Source organism: Veillonella sp. CAG:933, assembly GCF_000431435.1.
Classification (GTDB): domain Bacteria; phylum Bacillota; class Negativicutes; order Veillonellales; family Veillonellaceae; genus Veillonella_A.
The window spans coordinates 15079-33404 of the sequence record NZ_HF986212.1 but is presented as its reverse complement, the minus strand read 5'-3'; the positions used below and the strand labels follow the sequence as shown (position 1 = coordinate 33404).

The following is an 18326-nucleotide window of genomic DNA, read 5'->3' as shown; positions in this document are numbered from 1 at the left end:
CATCATGTTGATGTATCGGCAATTATTGCAGCCGAAGACGGTTGCCGAGGCTTATGAAATGGCCTTGAAATTTAAAACAGCTCCATTTTTGGCCGGCGGTTGTTGGATCGGCTTAGGGAAATGGCGTTGGCCTTCGGTTATTGATATGAGCGGGTTGGGACTTGATTATATTCGTGAAGAAGACGATTATTATGCTATCGGTGCCATGGCTACGCAAGGTGACGTGGAACGGTTTGCGCCGTTTCAGACTTATGCGAAAGGCCTTTTGGTAAAAGCTGTGCATCCGATTTTGGGCGTGCAATTTCGCAATATGGCCACTATGGGAGGATCCGTGGCGGCACGCTTCGGTTTTTCGGATATTTTACCCGCTTTATTGGCTTTAGAAGCAGAAGTTATGCTTCATCAGAACGGCGTCATGCCATTATCCGAGTACATGAATTTTAAGGAAAAAGATGTGCTCGTTGAAATCCGTGTGCCTAAGAAAGTAACAGCCGTGGCTATTCATACTTTGCGTAAATCGACGAGTGATTTTCCGTTTTTGACCGGCTCAATTCGTAAAGATGAAACAGGCTATCACATTTATATCGGCTGTCGTCCCGCAGCAGTGCGTGAAGCGGTTAAGGCCGGTAAATTATTGAGTGCTAAAGGGATTACGGCCCTCGAAGAGGCGATGGCTACCGCGGCCGATGAAATCGCGTTTCAGACGAATTCGCATGCGTCGGCAGATTATCGCGCAGCTATGACAAAGGTATTGGTAAAACGTTTGGTGCAGGAGGTAGAGCAGTGGAGGTAAGTTTGATAATAAATGGTAAAAAACTACAAGTGTCGGTTGAACCGGATGAAATGTTATTGACTACCTTGCGCGGTCAAGGCTATTTCAGTACGCGTCGCGGTTGCGATACGCTGAATTGCGGCCTTTGTACAGTATGGCTGGATGGTAAGACTATCTTATCTTGTTCCTATCCGACCTATCGGGCGGCCGGTCATGAAGTGACAACGTTGGAAGGCCTCGCCGATGAAGCGGCGCTCTTAGCGGATTGTTTGGCTGCCGAAGGGGCCGATCAATGCGGTTACTGCACGACGGGCATGATGATGAGTGCCATGGCGTTACGCCGTCAAAATCCGAATCCCACCGACGAAGAAATTAAAGATTTTCTCGTAGGTAATTTATGCCGTTGTACCGGTTATGAATCACATTTACGCGGCATTCGTCGTTACTTGGAGGAGGTAGAGGCATGAGTGAAGCATTAAAGGCGCGCCAACATGTAGGCAAGTCTTATAAAAAAGTAGATGCCGCTACGATTTTGAGCGGCCGTGCTGCGTATACCGAAGATTTTGTGCCGCCTCATGCGTTGGTTATTAAGGTGCTCCGCAGTCCGCATCCGATGGCTAAAATTTTAGACATTAATGCTACGGCAGCTCTAAAGTTACCGGGCGTGGAAGCGGTTTTTACTTATAAAGATGTGCCGAAGACGCGGTTCACTTTGGCAGGCCAATCCTATCCGGAACCATCCGCCTATGATTCCTTGATTCTGGATCAGTATGTACGTTATGTAGGGGATGCGGTCGCTCTCATCGTAGCGAAGGACGAAGCCACAGCGTTGCAGGCCATGAAAGTAGTACGGGTAACTTATGATGTGATGGAGCCGGTTCTCGATATGCGTACGGCGCTGGACCATCCGACGGTGATTCATCCGGAAGATGATCTTCATTACAATATGCCCGTAGGCGGCGATCCGAAGCGCAACTTGGCCTGTTCTTACAGCCGTGTGGTAGGCGATATTGAAGGGGAATTGGCTAAATGTGAATATGTGGTGGAAGACACCTATTTTGATCAGGCCACATTGCAGACGGCGATGGAAACATTCCGTACCTTCTGTACGCTTGATCAGTTTGGTCGTTTAGTTTGTACCAGTTCGACGCAAATTCCGTTCCATGTGCGTCGACATATTGCCCGAGCCTTGGAAATTCCCGCTACGAAAGTGCGCGTAATTAAACCTCGTATCGGCGGAGGCTTTGGTTCTAAGCAAACAGCCTGTACGGAACTATATGCCGCTTTTGTCACTTGGACTTTGAAAAAACCGGCCGTTTTGATTTATGACCGTCATGAAGCTAATAACTGTTCAACCAGCCGTCACGCTCGTGAATGGAAGATTCGTTTGGGTGCCACTAAAGACGGTATCATTCAAGTTATCGACATGGTGGCTATCTCGGATGCCGGCGCTTACGGCACTCATGCTTTTACCACTTTTACGGCGGGCGAACATAAATCGGTGCCCCTTTACAATAAGGGCAAAGCGGTTCGCTATGAATCCAATATTGTGTACACCAATCACATGGCCGGCGGTGCGTTCCGCGGTTACGGTGCTACGGAAGCCTTGTGGCCGCTCGAATGTGCGGTGACTAAACTCGCTAAAAAGATGGGCGTCGATGAAATTGAATTACGCCTCAAAAACCTTATTAATGTGGGCGAACGTTCGCAGGTTTACGCGCCGGACGAAGTGCTTGAATCCGGTCTTTTAAAAGAAGCGATTGCGAAAGCCAAAACGATGGCTCGTTGGGATGAACGCCCTCACAGTTGGCAGATTGACGAAACGCATCGCGGCGGCTTGGGCGTGGCCTTGGCCTTCCAAGGGTCCGGCGTAGCCAATGTGGATACGGCATCGGTAGAAATTAAGCTCCAAGATGACGGCTATTACACTTTGTATACCGGTTCCACTGACATGGGCACCGGGGCTAACACGATTTTGATGCAGATGGCCTGTGAAGTATTGGGCTGTCCGATTGATCATATGACTTGTTATGAAGCAGATACCGACGTAGTACCGTTCGATCCGGGTTCGTATGCATCCAGTACAACCTATGTAACGGGAACGGCCGCTAAATTGGCCGCGGAAGATTTACGGGCTAAATTGCTTAAGACGTTTGCTATGTATTTGGAAGTGGCCGAAGAAGATATTGATTTTGACGGCGTAACGGCCAGAACCAAGGATGGCCAAAAATCCATGACGACTCAGGAATTGGCACCGAAGTTGATGGTCAGCTTTGGTCATGAAGCACAGCAACTCGTCGGTTTTGCCACCTGGGGTAGTCATACGTCACCGCCACCGTTCATGGTAGGTATTGCGGAAGTGAGTGTCGATACGGAAACGGGTCAGGTAACACCGCTTGATTATTATGCCGTAGTAGATTGCGGTACGGTGGTGAATCCGAAGCTTGCCAAAGTGCAGGCGGAAGGCGGTATTGTGCAAGGCATCGGTATGGCTTTGACGGAAGAAATTAACTATTCGAGCACGGGCCGTTTGGAAACTAATAATCTGATGCGTTATAAGATTCCGACGCGCCTCGATATGGGAACGCTCCATGTAGATTTTGTAGAATCGCATGAGCCGACCGGCGCTTTCGGTGTGAAATCTATCGGCGAAGTAGTCATTAACACATCCTGTCCGGCCATTCAAGGGGCCATCTTAAATGCTTGCGGAGCAGAATTAACTACATTACCTATGATTTCAGAAAAGGTATTTCAGGCCTTGATGGCGAAAGAATAAAAGGTAGGTATTTAATTTCGAGCTAAACGTGCTCGTACTGAGGAGGAACGGCCATGATGATTCAAGCTAAACATTGGAATTCGTTGATTGAACCGGGGATTACAGCCATTGTAGGGGCTGGCGGTAAGACAACTGTATTGTCTAAATTGGTAGAATATGCAGGTTTAATAGGACAGCCGACATTAGTTACGACGACTACCAAACTGTATGAATCTCAGGTAGCTTTGTGGAATCCCTATTACGGGACTGATTTTAATGATGCGGAAGATGCATGTCACAAAGCTATGCAGCGGGGACGGTGTGCAGCTTGGTTCAGCGGTGTGGACGGCACCAAAGTAACCTCCTTGAAGCCCCAGGCTATTGATGCGATGTATATGGTACATCCAAATTGGCAAATTTTGGTTGAAGCGGATGGTGCTAAAGAAAAATGGGTAAAAGCACCAAAAACGACGGAACCGATTATCCCATCCAAAACGACGACTACCATCGGGGTAGTAAATTTACAAATGCTCGGCACTGAACTTACGGAGGAACATGTTCATAATTTAGGCGCTGTAGCGCAGATTATGGAACGTGCCGAAGGGGCCGTAGTTACGCCATCTATGTTGGCGCGCTTGGTACTGCATCCGCAAGGTCTGTTCCAGTACAGCCAAGGTAAGCGAATTTTATTCTGTACCGGTTATGATACGGTGCAGCATCGCATTATCGATTCCTTCCTTGACGCCTTAGCGGACAGCAAATTCTCTATGATTGTTTTGGCCGACGGCTATAAAGCCAGCTGCGAAATTGCCCGCGTTATTCAGTGGCAATAGAAAGACTGTAGGAATTTTCGCACAAAACAAGGTTATATGCATAAGCTGATGCATAAGCCGGGTTTTTAAAAATCAGCAGTGATTAGGAATACACAATGGAAATTGATGTAGTGATTTTGGCGGCTGGGCTCAGCCGCCGCATGGGGACCTCCAAAGTCTTGTTGCCATGGCGTGGAGGTACTCTGTTAGAAGCCGCCTGTCAGGTATACGGTGGCTTGGGAGGCAAACGAATTGTAGTTATAGGGGGAGAACGGGCAGAGGAAGCGGCACGCATAGTAAATGCATGTGGCTTTACTGCTGTTTATAACGAAAAACCGGAAGCGGGGCAAAGCCGTTCATTGGCTCTGGGAATCGCCGCCCTGGCTGATTCTGCAAGGCCTGTGCTTTGCGCCGTGGCGGATCAACCGCTGATGACGAAAGAGGCTGCAGGGCAAATGCAAGTTGCCTACAGTAAACTTGAGCAAAATGATAAGCCCATTCTGTGTCCTTTGTATGGGCCGAATAAAGAAAGGGGCAATCCGGTTATTTTTTCACCTGATTGGAAAGACGCTTTACAACAGTTAGTGGGGGATGAAGGGGGTCGCCGTCTGATTCGAGGGGCGGCTAAAGAGTATGTGCAATTTATCGAAATTTCAGAACCTATCGGCGTTGATGTAGATACGCCGTTTGAATATGAACAGTTGTATAATAGGCGAGGAAAAATATGAAACCATTAATATTAATGCGCAGTGGCGGCGATATTGCCTCTGGTTGTGTGTATCGCTTACGCCGCGCCGGTTTTCCTGTTGTGATTAATGAATTACCGATTCCTACGATGATTCGTCGCAAGGTGTGTTATGGGTCGGCTGTGCATCGCGGGGAAGTTTTATTGGAACGTTACGTGGCGCGCCATGTGACTTTGGCGGAAGCTAAAGCTATTTTGGAGCGCGGCGAAGATATAATACCGGTAGTGACTGAGGACTACCGAACCGTGCTGGAGGCCTTGACGCCGGATGTGGTGGTGGATGCCATTTTGGCCAAACGCAATGTAGGTACGCGCAATGACGATGCGCCGCTGGTAATCGGTTGCGGACCGGGCTTCACCGCCGGTGATGATGTAAATGTCGTAGTGGAAACTATGCGCGGTCACACTTTGAGCCGTTGTATTTATGACGGCTCCGCTTTACCGAATACGGGTGTGCCCGGTAATGTAGGCGGCTATACCATTGAGCGGGTTATGCATTCCCCGTGTGACGGTTTATTTACGGCGCGCCGTCATATCGGTGAAGAAGTGGAAGCCGGTGAAACCATCGGTTTTGTTGACGGAACACCGGTTGTCTCCCAGATTGCCGGCATTTTGCGCGGCGTGTTGGCATCCGGTTTGATGGTAACGAAGGGCTTTAAATTAGCCGATGTGGACGCTCGTTGCGAGAAATCTCACTGCTATAGCATTTCCGATAAGGCCTTGGCGGTAGCCGGCGGTGTTATGGAAGCTATAATGGCATTTTTGTATGAAGAATCTAAAAAGCAGACGGCCCATAAAGGGATGTCGTCCGATATAGATTTACATTAAGGTAGAATTTGAGGTTTTTATGAGTTTATATGATGTAATTGAAAAGCGTTTGTCACAAGATGAAAAATCAATCATGGTGACTGTTTTAAGTGGTGAACGACAAGGAGATAAAGTATTGTATAGTGAAAAAGGCGAAGTGGTATATGGTGATGCGGTTGATGGCATCTGCATCAATCCGGAACAACGCCCCGAAGTATTGAATTTGGGAGCTATGGAATGCTTTGTACAACCGGTTGAAAAAGATCCGGAAGTATTAGTGCTGGGCGCCGGCCATGTGAGTCGCTGTATTGCGGATATGCTATTATTTATCGGCTGTCATGTAACCGTAGCCGATGACCGTCCCGAATATTTACGGCCCGACTTTTTCGATGAACGCGTTCGTCGTCAATGCATTGATTTTAATAATCTGGCAGCAAAGTTGCCGCTTAACAACTATAAGGGTATCATCATCGTAACCAGAGCTCATGAATACGACAGCATTTGTCTTCATCAGGTACGCCATTTGGTAGATGCCACCTATATGGGCATGATGGGCAGTCATAAACGGGTGTATCATGCCTTTGAAGTATTAAAAGAAGAAGGCTGGACCCAGACGGAATTAGATAAAATTTACGCACCTATCGGCTTGTCGTTGGGCGCACAAACACCGGAAGAAATCGCCTTATCTATTGTAAGCGAATATCTGGCAGTAACTCGTGGTCATAAGGGCGGTTTCTTATCGGAAGGAGCGAAGTAAGCATGAAACGAGAATTTGTCCGCTATTTACAAGGACATGAGAAAGATACCTTGGCGATTGCCACAATTTTGCAGACTCACGGATCTACACCGCGCAAAGCGGGCACCACTATGGTGGTACATCCGGACGGCTCTATTTTTGGTACCATCGGCGGCGGCCGGGCAGAAAACGAAATCCGTTTGAGTGCCTTAGAGGCTCTTAAGTTAAAAGAAGCTCATCGTCGAATTATGGTGGATTTGAATGATGATGCTGCTGTTAAAGAAGGCATGGTATGCGGCGGTAACCTGGACGTTTGGATTGAAACGCAGAATGTATAATCCGTTGTAATTATTGGTTATCAAATTTACAGCACTCTCAAAATAAGGTAAAATAAAAGAGTACCTGTGCGTTAGCGCAGTGTACTCTTTATTTATTTGTGAACCTCCTGAGGAGTGGTTATATATGATGGCACAGTTGCAAGGTTTAATTGAAACATTCCGCTTCGGTGACTTAGTCGATATTTTATCGGTAGCGGTTTTATTATATTATCTATATAAACAAATTCGAGACACTCGCGCTATGGCGCTGTTAAAAGGCCTTATTGTACTTGGTCTTATTAATGTGGCCAGCCGTTTCTTTGATTTACACGTTATCAGCTGGTTGTTGCAGCAAGGGATGACGGTCTTATTGGTTGCGTTGCCGGTAGTATTTCAGCCGGAATTGCGCCGTGCGTTGGAACGATTGGGCCGTGGACGACTTTTTTCAAAATCACAAGATGTGAGTGAAGTTGAAATCGATAGTTTAGTAAATGAAGTAATGGCGTCGGCGAAAGTCATGTCCCGTGATCGCATCGGTGCGCTCATTGTATTTGAACGTGAAGTGGGGCTCGGCGAAATCATCGATACAGGCATCGAGATTGACGGTAAGGTGTCTAGAGAACTTTTAAATAACATATTTATTCCGAATACACCGCTTCATGACGGTGCCGTTGTTATTCGCGGCAATCGCATTATGGCGGCGGGCTGTTTATTACCGTTGACGCAGGATCGGTCCTTAAGCACTGAATTGGGGACGCGTCACCGTGCGGCTATCGGCCTCAGTGAACAGGCTGATGCGGTAGTATTGGTAGTGAGTGAAGAAACCGGTAAAATTTCCTATACTTACGGCGGTCATATTTACCGTCATTTACCGGAAGAACAATTGCGCGAATCCTTGCGTGCCTTCATGGAACGTCCTAAGAACGCGTTGTCCTTCTTGAAGAAATGGAGGGCTAAAAAATGATGCGTTTTATTCATAAAATTCAAGGTCATTGGATGGCTAAAATTTTGTCCCTCTTAGGTGCCATTTTATTGTGGTTCTTTGTAATGAAGGAACAAAATCCGATTGTGGATATTAATTACACCGTACCGGTGCAGATGCAAAATTTGAATTCCCAATATGTAGTTGAAAATATTCCGTCGGAAGTGCATATCCACTTGCGCGGACCGCGTAATTCCATCTTAGCCATTAATCAAAGCACCCTTAAAGCCTATATGGATATGGGGGATGTGGCACCGGGTCAGCAAAATATTCAGGTGCAGTTTACCCCACCTTCCGGGGTAAGCCTCGTGAGCATGACGCCGGATTCGGTGAACGTAAATGTGGATGAATATACCTTGCGTGAAGTACCGGTAGAGGTACAACAGCTCGGCAAAGTCCCTGAAGACGTGGCCATTAAATCCATAAACACGGTGCCGAAAGTGGTAACCGTAAGCGGTGCGAAACAGCAAGTTGATGCAGTAGCCCATGTGGTACTGCGCGTTAAAATGAATGATCGCCGCGCTGATTTTACTGCCTCCGGTATGATGGTGGCTGTTGATACAGCGGGCAAGGCGGTAGACAATGTAACAATTACGCCACGCCAAGGGCAGGCTCAAATTGACTTAGAGCAGATTCGTTTTGAGAAAAACTTACCGGCTGTAGCCAATTTAACCGGTACCTTGAGCAATGAGTATGCAGTTAAGAGCGTTACCGTAGAGCCGCAACAAGTTCTTGTGAGCGGCAAAGAAGGGGTCATTAAAGACCTCACTGAAGTTCGTACTATAGATATTCCGCTTAACGGCCAAGTTGCCAATATTGAAGGGGACTATGATTTAGTATCGAACGAAAACTATACGGCAACTCCGGCGAGAGTGCACGTAATTGTAGAAATCGTCAAAAAATATTTAGGAGACACTAATGCTCAGAATAATTAATTTTCGAGTGGATGTAAAAAATAAAAATCCCCTGGAAGCCTTACTTGTTCATAAATTTCCTGTCTTAAAAGATCAGATTCAAGAGATTCATGTAGTGAGACGAGCCGTAGATGCTCGTAAAAAACCGCATATTACCTTCGTGTATACCTTGTTCGTAGCGGTGCAGAACGAAGTGGTGGTTATGAAAAAGCTTGGCCGTGATAAAAATGTGAGCACCATGGAGCCTATCGAACCGGAACCGATTGTACATGGCGAGCAGGTTCTGAAAGAGCGACCGGTGGTGGTCGGCTTTGGTCCGGCCGGCATGTTGGCGGCTTTTTACCTCGCCCGTGAAGGCTATCGTCCCATCGTATTGGAGCGCGGCCAAGATGTAGATCAACGCTCTCATGATGTGGAAACCTTTTGGCAAACCGGCGAATTCAAAGCCGAATCGAATGTACAATTCGGTGAAGGTGGTGCCGGTACTTTCTCGGATGGTAAATTAACCACCCGCGTTACCCATCCGCGACTCCATGAAATCGCCAAATATTTTGTTCAATTCGGGGCGCCGCAAGAGATTCTCTACAAACATAAACCCCATGTAGGGACCGATGTTTTGCGTGGTATGGTGAAGGCCATGCGCGAGCAGATTATCGCCTGGGGCGGTGAAGTGCGCTTCGGTGCGAAACTTACCAAACTTCAGTTGGCAGCTAATCAGGTGGTCGGCGTTGAAGTGAATGATGAAGAAATAATTCCCACGAGCCTGGTATTGGCCGGGGTCGGTCACAGTGCTCGCGATACCTATGAAATGCTCTATAATACGGGCATTGCCATGGAAAGTAAACCTTTTGCCGTAGGCGTGCGTATCGAGCATCCGCAGTCCATGATTGATATTTCTCAGTACGGCATCGAGCCGGCTGAATTGGGCCTGGGGGCGGCGGAATACTCTGTTGTCTACCATGATAAAGAAACCGGGCGTACGGCGTACAGCTTCTGTATGTGCCCGGGCGGTGAAGTGGTGGCCTCCGCGTCGGAAGACGGTCACGTGGTTACGAACGGCATGAGTTTATATGCTCGTGCCAGCGGTGTGGCCAACAGTGCCTTAGTGGTTACGGTTGGGCCTGATGATTTCGGGAACCATCCGCTCGGCGGCGTAGCCTTCCAGCGTGAATGGGAAAAGAAAGCCTTTGAGTTGGGCGGTCATGACTATAAAGCACCGCTGCAGACGGTAGGCGATTTCTTGGCCCGTCAAAAAGGGACTGTGCCGGAAGGGAATGCGGCAGCACCGCATTCCTATCGTCCCGGCGTAGTGGCGGCAGACCTCCATGAATGTTTGCCAACCTATGTGACGGACGTAATGGAGCGAGCGTTACCGTATTTCGGACGTCGTATTAAAGGATTTGATGAACCTCAGATTTGTATGACCGGTGTAGAAACGAGAACCTCCTCACCATTGCGCATTTTGCGGGATGATGATCGGCAATCGCCGACGGTCAAGGGACTATACCCTATGGGTGAAGGAGCCGGCTATGCAGGCGGTATCATGAGTGCCGCTTTGGATGGTGCGGAAACAGCCATTCGTGTTATGGTTGCGTATAAGCCGTTGAAGGCGCAGGAAGGAGAAGCGTAATGTCTAGATTATTTGGCACCGATGGGGTGCGTGGCGTAGTAAATGCTTTTTTGACGCCTGAATTGGCGTATCATTTGGGACGTGCGGCAGGATCATATTTCGGCCGTCAAAAGAAACGTCCCGTATTCCTTATCGGGCGCGACACTCGTATTTCCGGGGCTATGCTTGAAAACGCATTGGCTGCCGGCATTTGCTCCGTAGGTGGCGATGTAGTGGTAGCCGGTGTTGTACCGACTCCTGCCGTTGCCTATTTAGTATGCAAACATGGTTGGGATGCGGGTGTTGTTATTTCCGCATCTCATAATAAATTCCCTGATAATGGGATTAAATTTTTCGACGGCGAAGGCTTTAAATTGCCGGATGCCGTAGAAGATGAATTGGAAGAATTATGCAGTCAAAGCAGCGAAAATAATTTGGAACGGCCTACAGGTGCCGATATCGGTCGTATTTTGAACAGCCGTGAATTGGCTCATGAATACGCCGCTTTCGTAGAAAGTACCGTAGATGTGTCCCTCGAAGGCTTGACTGTGGTATATGATGGTGCCAACGGAGCCGCTTCGGCTGTAGGTCCTGAAGTATTTGAGAAATTAGGTGCCAAAGTTATCGCCATCAATGTTGATCCTGACGGCGTTAATATCAATGAAAACGCCGGTTCCACTCATATGGAAGGCCTCCAGGCCGCTGTTGTGAAATACGGCGCCGATGTGGGGATTGCCAACGATGGTGATGCGGACCGTTGCCTTTTGGTTGATGAAAAAGGTCAGGCCCTCGACGGCGACCAAATCATGTTACTCTGCGCCAAACAGCTTAAAGAACAGGGCCGTTTGAAGCAAGACATGATTGTAGGCACCGTTATGAGTAACATCGGTTTCCACAAAGCGGCTAAAGAAATGGGTATGAAAACCTTTGCTACCGCTGTAGGCGATCGCTATGTACTTGAAAAAATGCGTGCCGACGGTTATTCCATCGGCGGTGAACAGTCCGGTCACGTTATTTTCCTCGATTATAACAGCACCGGTGACGGTTTATTGACCGCCGTGCAGATGCTTGCATTGCTTAAAAAATCCGGTCAACCTTTATCGGAATTGGCAAAAGTTATGGTGAAATATCCGCAATTGCTTATCAACGTTCATGTAGTAACAAAAACGGGTTGGGATGAAAATCCGCTCATTCAGGCAGAAATTACCGAAGCCGCTCGTGAGCTTGGTGAAAACGGTCGCATCTTGGTGCGCCCATCCGGCACGGAAGCGTTAATCCGCGTTATGGCGGAAGGTCCGGACCATGAACAATTGGAACGCATTTGTCATACCGTGGCTGAAACCATCGGTCGTGAACAAGGTCTTGTAGAAGAGTAAGGCTAATTGATGCATAGCTGAATGACCTTAGGGGCTCTTCATTGAGCATAATAGAATAAAGATATAAAATAATCAAAATCCATAGCATGATAAGCGTCTTGGAGTATCAAGATGCTTGCCTGCTATGGATTTTTCACGCTTTTTGGCCTCCTTTACTTTAATTCCGGTATCGGTTATAATATATTAACGCAGTATGCTTTGTTGAGAGATATATTCAGAAACTTTTTGTATGCTCTCTATATGCTTACAGATGATTAAATAAAGTCTCTAATGCGTGTACAGCAGGCTACTGCAAGACTGTCGCAACTTAAGTAAAGGAGAGAACCAAATTCGTAAAGGCGAATAGCGCAGGCACTGATCGGGGACAGCCGATTTCAGTAGACGAGGTAGAGGAGTATCGAAACATCAGCGGATGCCTCTCGGCCGGCTTCAGTCGTTATATAAGTTACAATGTCTATCGGTGACGATGAGAACAAAAGACTTATACGAAGCAATTGGAGTAGTCTGTTTACAGGAGGATACAACCATGTGTGGTATTGTAGGATATATTGGATTTGAAGATGCGTCCCAGTTTATGTTGGATGGTTTGTCTAAGCTCGAATATCGCGGCTATGACTCTGCCGGGATTGCCGTAATCGGTCCGAATAATGTAATTAAAGTGCAGAAAAAAGTGGGCCGTTTGGCTAACTTGGAAGGCATTGTTAAAAACGACCCAAATCCGGGTCATATAGGTATCGGTCATACTCGTTGGGCCACTCACGGCCGTCCGTCGGATATGAATGCTCATCCGCACACCGATGCTAAAGGCTTATTTGCCGTTGTACATAATGGTATTGTAGAAAATTACTTACCGATTAAAGAAGAATTAATCAAAAAAGGTTACGAATTCAAATCCGAAACGGATACGGAAGTAGTAGCCCACTTATTGGCTGACTTATACGACGGAGACTTTGAAGGTACCGTTCGTCGCGTATTACAACGCATCGAAGGTTCTTACTCTTTGGTTATTTTGTGCGCCGACGATCCAAGTCGTATCATTTGTACTAAAAAAGATAACCCTCTCGTTATCGGTCTCGGTAAAGGTGAAAACTTCATCGCTTCCGATATTCCGGCCATTATCAATCACACCCGTGATACTTTTATCATGAACGACGGTGAAGTAGCGGTTGTTACTAAAGATTCCGTACGTGTAAGCGATTTGGCGGGTAATTTAATCAATAAAAAAGTATACCATGTAACTTGGAATGCAGAAGCAGCTGAAAAAGGCGGTTTTGAACATTTCATGTTAAAAGAAATCTACGAACAACCTAAAGCAATTCGCGATACCTTGACCGGTCGTATTTCCAAAGATAACAAAGATGTTATCTTCGAAGAATTGGGTTGGGAACCGGCTGATGTAGCGTCCGTTAACCGTATTTTGATTACTGCTTGCGGTACCGCTTATCATGCAGGTTTGGTAGCTAAATATTATATTGAACAATTGGCGCGCATTCCGGTAGAAGTAGATATCGCTTCCGAATACCGTTATCGCGATCCGTTGACTGATAAAAATACCTTGGCTATTGTTATTAGTCAGTCCGGTGAAACCAGCGACACCTTGGCGGCTTTAAAAGAAGCAAAACGCCGCGGCGCTCGTTCCTTGGCGGTAACTAACGTTGTAGGTTCTTCCATCGCTCGTGAAGCAGACCAAGTAATTTACACTTGGGCCGGCCCTGAAATCGCCGTTGCTTCTACGAAAGCTTACACAACGCAGCTCGTAGCTTTATTGTTACTCGCTGTTTACATCGGTAAATTGAACGGCAAATTGGATGCTGCTTTGGCAGAAAAAATCTTAACCGATTTACATGAATTGCCAACTCTATGCAATGAAATCTTTGAAACGGTTGATGATATTAAAGCATTTGCCAAAAACTACGGTTTCCGTGAAGATGCGTTCTTCTTGGGCCGTTCCATCGACTATGCCGTAGCCATGGAAGGTTCCTTGAAATTGAAAGAAATTTCGTACATCCATGCGGAAGCGTACGCCGGCGGCGAATTGAAACACGGTACCTTAGCCCTCATCGAAGAAGGTGTGCCGGTTATCGCCTTGGCAACCCAGGAAGATGTACGCGAAAAAATGATGAGCAACATTAAGGAAGTTAAAGCTCGTGATGCGGTTGTTATCGGTCTCGGTCTGGCCGGTGATACGGAAATTTCCAAATATGTGGACCACACAATTTTTGTACCACGCTCCGATAAATTTACGGCCCCTATTTTGGCCGTTGTGCCATTGCAGTTATTGGCTTACTATGCAGCCATTACGCGCGGTACCGACGTTGATAAACCAAGAAACTTGGCTAAATCCGTAACGGTTGAATAATTGCTTATTGATTTTTAGAATCCTAACCGTGTCTATATGAAGATGTAGCCACGGTTATTTTTCATGTACAGAATGACGTTTTCGGGGTACAATAATATATAATACATACAAAAGATTTCGCCGGTGTGAGAGAGGACGAAATCTTTATAGGAGGAATTTTTATGTCAGTTATTTTTTCAGGCATTCAACCGAGCGGTGAATTGACCTTAGGCAACTATTTAGGCGCGTTGCGTAACTTTTTGGATTATCAGGAGAGCGATGAATGCTACTACTGTATCGTAAACCAGCATGCTATCACGGTACCGCAAGATCCAAAAGAACTTTTTGCCAACACTCGTCGCTTGGCTGCACTATATTTAGCCGTAGGCCTCGACCCTAAGAAAGTTACCTTGTTCGTACAGTCCGAAGTACCGGAACATGTACGCTTAGGTTGGGTTATGACGACGATCAGCTACGTGGGCGAATTGGAACGCATGACACAGTACAAAGATAAATCGCAAAAACGGGGTGACTCCATTCCGGCCGGTTTGTTGACCTATCCGCCACTCATGGCTGCGGATATTTTGCTCTACCAGACCAATTATGTACCGGTTGGGGAAGACCAGAAGCAACATATGGAATTGACCCGCGATTTGGCCCAGCGCTTCAACCGCGTGTACGGCGAAGTTTTCACTATTCCTGAAATTAAACTCGGCGTGGGCGGTGCTCGCGTTATGAGCTTACAAGAACCGACTAAGAAAATGAGTAAATCCGATGACAATCAGATGGCTACCATTCGCTTGTTGGATGATGAAAAGACAATCGTTAAGAAGATTAAACGAGCTCAGACTGACTCGGAAAACTCCGTTCATTATGACAAAGAAAATAAACCGGGCATTTCCAACTTGATGGGAATTTATGCGGCCATCACCAAAGAATCGTATGAAACCATCGAACAACGCTATGTGGGTCAGGGCTACGGCACGTTTAAAAAAGACGTAGCCGAATTGTTGGTAGACACATTACGCCCGATTCATGAACGTTACAATGACTTAATCGACAGTCCTGAATTGGATCGCATTCTCGACGAAGGGGCCGTTAAAGCTCGTGAAAAGGCAAGCAAAACATATCGTGACGTAGAGCTTGCTATGGGCCTTCATCGTAAATAATTATCTGTATTTAGGGGAACCTTGGGCTGATGCTGGAGGTGGGAATATGGAAGTACGTGAAGTAACCGAACGCTTTCCTTGCGGTGAAGTAGAGGAAACGTTTGCCGATTATATATTAGTATCTTGGGTTATGTGGCTGTTTTTTGGTGCCGTGGCTACTTGGGCCGTGTGGCATTCACAACGCGGTGTGGTTTGGAATCATATCGCGATTGACTACATCATTGTAGGTTTTTGTGTATGGCGCATGACAAGACAAAGACGCCCGTTGGTCTACGTTTGTGAAAAGGGGATTGTCATCAGACGTCGGCCGAGTAGTCTTTGGGAGCGCATTGACATGCTCTGGAATGGTGACCATTACTACAATTTTATTCCGTATGCTCAAATTATCGGTTTTACCGCTAATTGGGAAGAAATCCACATGGTAACCGAAAGCGGGGGTATCCTTATCGTAATGGTGGACTTACAGTTCGTAACCTATAAGGATAAACTTAAATTGTTGTCGGTTATTGATGAACGCAGTCATACTGCCATGTAAATAACAGTGAACGTGCAGCGGTCCGGCTTTTGTCGGACCGTTTTTTGTTAGTGTATAGGCCGAATTTGCTGTTTTGAAATTAAAAAGGCCGGCCGGTCTATTTCATAACTATGACTTTTGGTAAAAGTTCCTATGATTAATTATAAGTATAAATTAAAATTTAACTCTTTACTTCTTTAGTTAGATAAAGTATAATGAGTTCATGAATTAAAACTAATGCTTTGGATTGAGAAAACAGAAAGAGGGGACTTAGTTATGAAGTTGAAGAAGATGTTGGCCTTGGGCCTGGCAATGTTTACGATGGCGGCGTTTGCAGCCGGTTGTGGTAATGACGCCGATAAAGATAAAGCGGCCGCCACTGAATTACCGAAGAAAATTGTAATCGGTTTGGATGACAATTTCCCACCAATGGGCTTCCGTGATGATAAGGGCGAAATCGTAGGTTTTGATATCGATTTAGCCAAAGAAGTGGCGAAACGAGCCGGTATGGAAGTAGAATTTAAACCAATCGACTGGGACAGCAAGGAAGCAGAACTTAAGAGTAAACGTATCGACGCTTTGTGGAATGGCTTAAGCCTTACACCGGAACGTGAAAAGAATATTTTATTCTCCACCCCATATGTACAGGATAAACAAATCATTGCCGTGCGCGCTGATTCCCCAATCCAAAGCAAAGACGACTTAAAAGGTAAAATCGTAGGTACCCAGCAGGGTAGTAGCGTAGAAGCGGCTGTTGAAAAAGATGCGCAAGAACGCGGTTTTAAAGAAGTGAAAAAATATGGCGACTTCGTTAACGCCTTCATGGATTTGGAACTCGGTCGTATTGATGCCCTCGTAGTTGACGGTATCGTTGGTCAGTTTACCATGACTCAAAAACCGGGCGTATTCCGCTTGGCTAACGGCGACTATGGCGCTGAAACAATGGGCGTTGGTTTCCGCTTAGACGATAAAGCGTTACAAGCCAGAATCAATGAAGTATTAAAACAAGTAATGAATGACGGCACAGCCGACAAGATTGCTGAAAAATGGTTCGGCAACAGTAACTTATTAAATAAAGATGCTTTTAAATAATCGCTTTGTGGCAGTGATGGCGTAAGGCTGTAACCGTTTACACAACCCGGTTAATATAGCAGTGAAGAAAGGAGGTAGTCCTTACCTCCTTTCTTTCTTTGAAAGGAGTCAGTTTGATGGAATTAATAGACTATTTATTGAAGATTACGCCGGTCATCGCCAACGGGCTGGGAGTAACCGTCTCCCTGTTTTTAATCGTATTGGTATTGTCCGTGCCGTTCGGTGTTTTAGCGGCTCTGTTGCGCTTGTCACCTATCGGCATTGTACGCAAAATTATGGCATTCTATGTATATATTATGCGTGGCACCCCGTTAATGTTACAGATCTTATTTATTTACTACGGCTTGCCATTCATTCCTTACGTCGGCGTGCAACTCGACGATACGACGGCGGCGGTTATTTCCTTCGTGCTCAACTATGCGGCTTATTTGTGTGAAATCTTCCGCGGCGGCATTCAATCCATTCCGAAAGGCCAGTATGAAGGGGCCAAGGTTTTGGGCTTTACCTATGTACAGACCATGCGCAAAATTATTTTACCCCAGGTAATCAAACGCGTTTTACCGCCGTTGGCGAATGAAACAATCAACTTGCTCAAAGATACGTCTTTGGTGTATATTTTAGCTATGAACGATGTTCTTAGAATTACGCGCGGTATTGTGCAACGTGATTTTGACACGTCTGCTTTTATCGTGGCGGCTATTTTCTATTTAATAATGACCTTTGTATTGACTAATATTTTTAACTATTTGGAAAAACGTTACGCTGTGTACGATGAATAGGAGGACTACACATGAGCTTTATTGAAATGAAAGAAATAGAAAAAAGCTTTGACGGCCTACCTGTTCTAAAAAAAGTATCCCTGGCTATGGATAAAGGTGAGGTTGTGGCTATCATCGGACCATCCGGTTCGGGGAAATCTACATTTTTACGCTGTTTAGGTCAGCTGGAAGTGATAGACCGTGGTACAATAGTAGTAGATGGTACACCTTTGGTACAGACTGAAGGGGACGGTAATGCCGTGTATACTGATAAAAAGACACAGCAGGCACTCTTGCTTAAAATGGGCATGGTGTTCCAGCAGTTCAATTTATTCCCACACATGACGGTTTGGGATAATATTTTGATTGCCCCGCAAATGGTAAAAGGCATGAAAGCCGCTGATATTGCTCCGACGGCGGAAGCGTTACTTAAAAAAGTAGGCCTCTGGGAGAAAAAGGATGTATATCCGTCCAAATTGTCGGGCGGCCAGAAACAGCGTGTGGCCATTGCCAGAGCATTGGCCATGAATCCGAGCATCATGCTTTTTGATGAACCGACGTCGGCCCTTGATCCGGAATTGACCGGTGAAGTACTGCGTACGATTCAACAATTGGCGGAAGAGCATATGA

18 protein-coding genes are annotated in these 18326 nt (G+C 46.4%); all 18 read left to right on the top strand.

The annotated features are described in order from the left end of the window. The first annotated feature begins 4 nt into the window (after positions 1-4). Positions 5-793 carry an FAD binding domain-containing protein gene (locus QZL64_RS08670; RefSeq protein WP_021841599.1) on the top strand — a complete coding sequence of 263 codons (789 nt, stop codon included), beginning with the start codon at positions 5-7 and terminating at the stop codon, positions 791-793. Beyond that, the gene (locus QZL64_RS08665) at positions 784-1239 is read left to right on the top strand and encodes a (2Fe-2S)-binding protein (RefSeq protein ID WP_021841598.1); all 456 of its coding nucleotides are present in this window, start codon (positions 784-786) and stop codon (positions 1237-1239) included. Before QZL64_RS08670 ends, QZL64_RS08665 begins: the two co-directional genes overlap by 10 nt. After that, positions 1236-3548, top strand: a complete 2313-nt coding sequence (locus QZL64_RS08660; protein ID WP_021841597.1) for a xanthine dehydrogenase family protein molybdopterin-binding subunit — start codon at positions 1236-1238, stop codon at positions 3546-3548. Before QZL64_RS08665 ends, QZL64_RS08660 begins: the two co-directional genes overlap by 4 nt. A 53-nt stretch (positions 3549-3601) precedes the next feature. After that, positions 3602-4360: a selenium cofactor biosynthesis protein YqeC gene (yqeC, locus tag QZL64_RS08655; RefSeq protein ID WP_021841596.1), complete on the top strand. Its 759-nt coding sequence runs from the start codon at positions 3602-3604 to the stop codon at positions 4358-4360. Between the two features lie 95 nt (positions 4361-4455). Continuing rightward, on the top strand, positions 4456-5067 hold the full coding sequence (locus QZL64_RS08650; RefSeq protein ID WP_021841595.1) for a nucleotidyltransferase family protein: 612 nt from the start codon (positions 4456-4458) through the stop codon (positions 5065-5067). Continuing rightward, the gene (yqeB, locus tag QZL64_RS08645; RefSeq protein ID WP_021841594.1) at positions 5064-5912 is read left to right on the top strand and encodes a selenium-dependent molybdenum cofactor biosynthesis protein YqeB; all 849 of its coding nucleotides are present in this window, start codon (positions 5064-5066) and stop codon (positions 5910-5912) included. Before QZL64_RS08650 ends, yqeB begins: the two co-directional genes overlap by 4 nt. 19 nt (positions 5913-5931) lie before the next feature. Next, positions 5932-6648 (top strand): XdhC family protein, encoded by a 717-nt coding sequence (locus QZL64_RS08640; protein WP_021841593.1) that lies wholly within the window; start codon positions 5932-5934, stop codon positions 6646-6648. Positions 6649-6650: 2 nt separating this feature from the next. Then, positions 6651-6965 (top strand): XdhC family protein, encoded by a 315-nt coding sequence (locus QZL64_RS08635; protein ID WP_021841592.1) that lies wholly within the window; start codon positions 6651-6653, stop codon positions 6963-6965. A gap of 124 nt (positions 6966-7089) precedes the next feature. Next, complete coding sequence (cdaA, locus tag QZL64_RS08630; protein WP_021841591.1) at positions 7090-7908, top strand: diadenylate cyclase CdaA; 819 nt, start codon at positions 7090-7092, stop codon at positions 7906-7908. Further along, positions 7905-8861: a CdaR family protein gene (locus tag QZL64_RS08625; protein WP_021841590.1), complete on the top strand. Its 957-nt coding sequence runs from the start codon at positions 7905-7907 to the stop codon at positions 8859-8861. Before cdaA ends, QZL64_RS08625 begins: the two co-directional genes overlap by 4 nt. Beyond that, complete coding sequence (locus tag QZL64_RS08620) at positions 8845-10470, top strand: NAD(P)/FAD-dependent oxidoreductase (RefSeq protein WP_021841589.1); 1626 nt, start codon at positions 8845-8847, stop codon at positions 10468-10470. The genes QZL64_RS08625 and QZL64_RS08620 overlap by 17 nt, the downstream gene beginning before the upstream one ends. Then, the gene (gene glmM / locus QZL64_RS08615) at positions 10470-11825 is read left to right on the top strand and encodes a phosphoglucosamine mutase (RefSeq protein ID WP_021841588.1); all 1356 of its coding nucleotides are present in this window, start codon (positions 10470-10472) and stop codon (positions 11823-11825) included. The genes QZL64_RS08620 and glmM overlap by 1 nt, the downstream gene beginning before the upstream one ends. A gap of 526 nt (positions 11826-12351) precedes the next feature. Further along, entirely contained in the window at positions 12352-14184 is a 1833-nt protein-coding gene (gene glmS, locus QZL64_RS08610) for a glutamine--fructose-6-phosphate transaminase (isomerizing) (protein WP_021841586.1), read from the top strand. 161 nt (positions 14185-14345) lie between these two features. Then, complete coding sequence (gene trpS / locus QZL64_RS08605) at positions 14346-15332, top strand: tryptophan--tRNA ligase (protein ID WP_021841585.1); 987 nt, start codon at positions 14346-14348, stop codon at positions 15330-15332. Positions 15333-15378: 46 nt separating this feature from the next. Continuing rightward, on the top strand, positions 15379-15867 hold the full coding sequence (locus QZL64_RS08600) for a hypothetical protein (protein ID WP_021841584.1): 489 nt from the start codon (positions 15379-15381) through the stop codon (positions 15865-15867). A 255-nt stretch (positions 15868-16122) separates the two neighbouring features. Then, positions 16123-16938 carry an amino acid ABC transporter substrate-binding protein gene (locus tag QZL64_RS08595; protein WP_021841583.1) on the top strand — a complete coding sequence of 272 codons (816 nt, stop codon included), beginning with the start codon at positions 16123-16125 and terminating at the stop codon, positions 16936-16938. Positions 16939-17054: 116 nt separating this feature from the next. After that, on the top strand, positions 17055-17717 hold the full coding sequence (locus QZL64_RS08590; RefSeq protein WP_021841582.1) for an amino acid ABC transporter permease: 663 nt from the start codon (positions 17055-17057) through the stop codon (positions 17715-17717). Positions 17718-17728: 11 nt separating this feature from the next. Continuing rightward, positions 17729-18326, top strand: a 598-nt coding sequence (locus tag QZL64_RS08585) for an amino acid ABC transporter ATP-binding protein (protein WP_296309499.1), incomplete at its 3' end; no start/stop codon positions are given.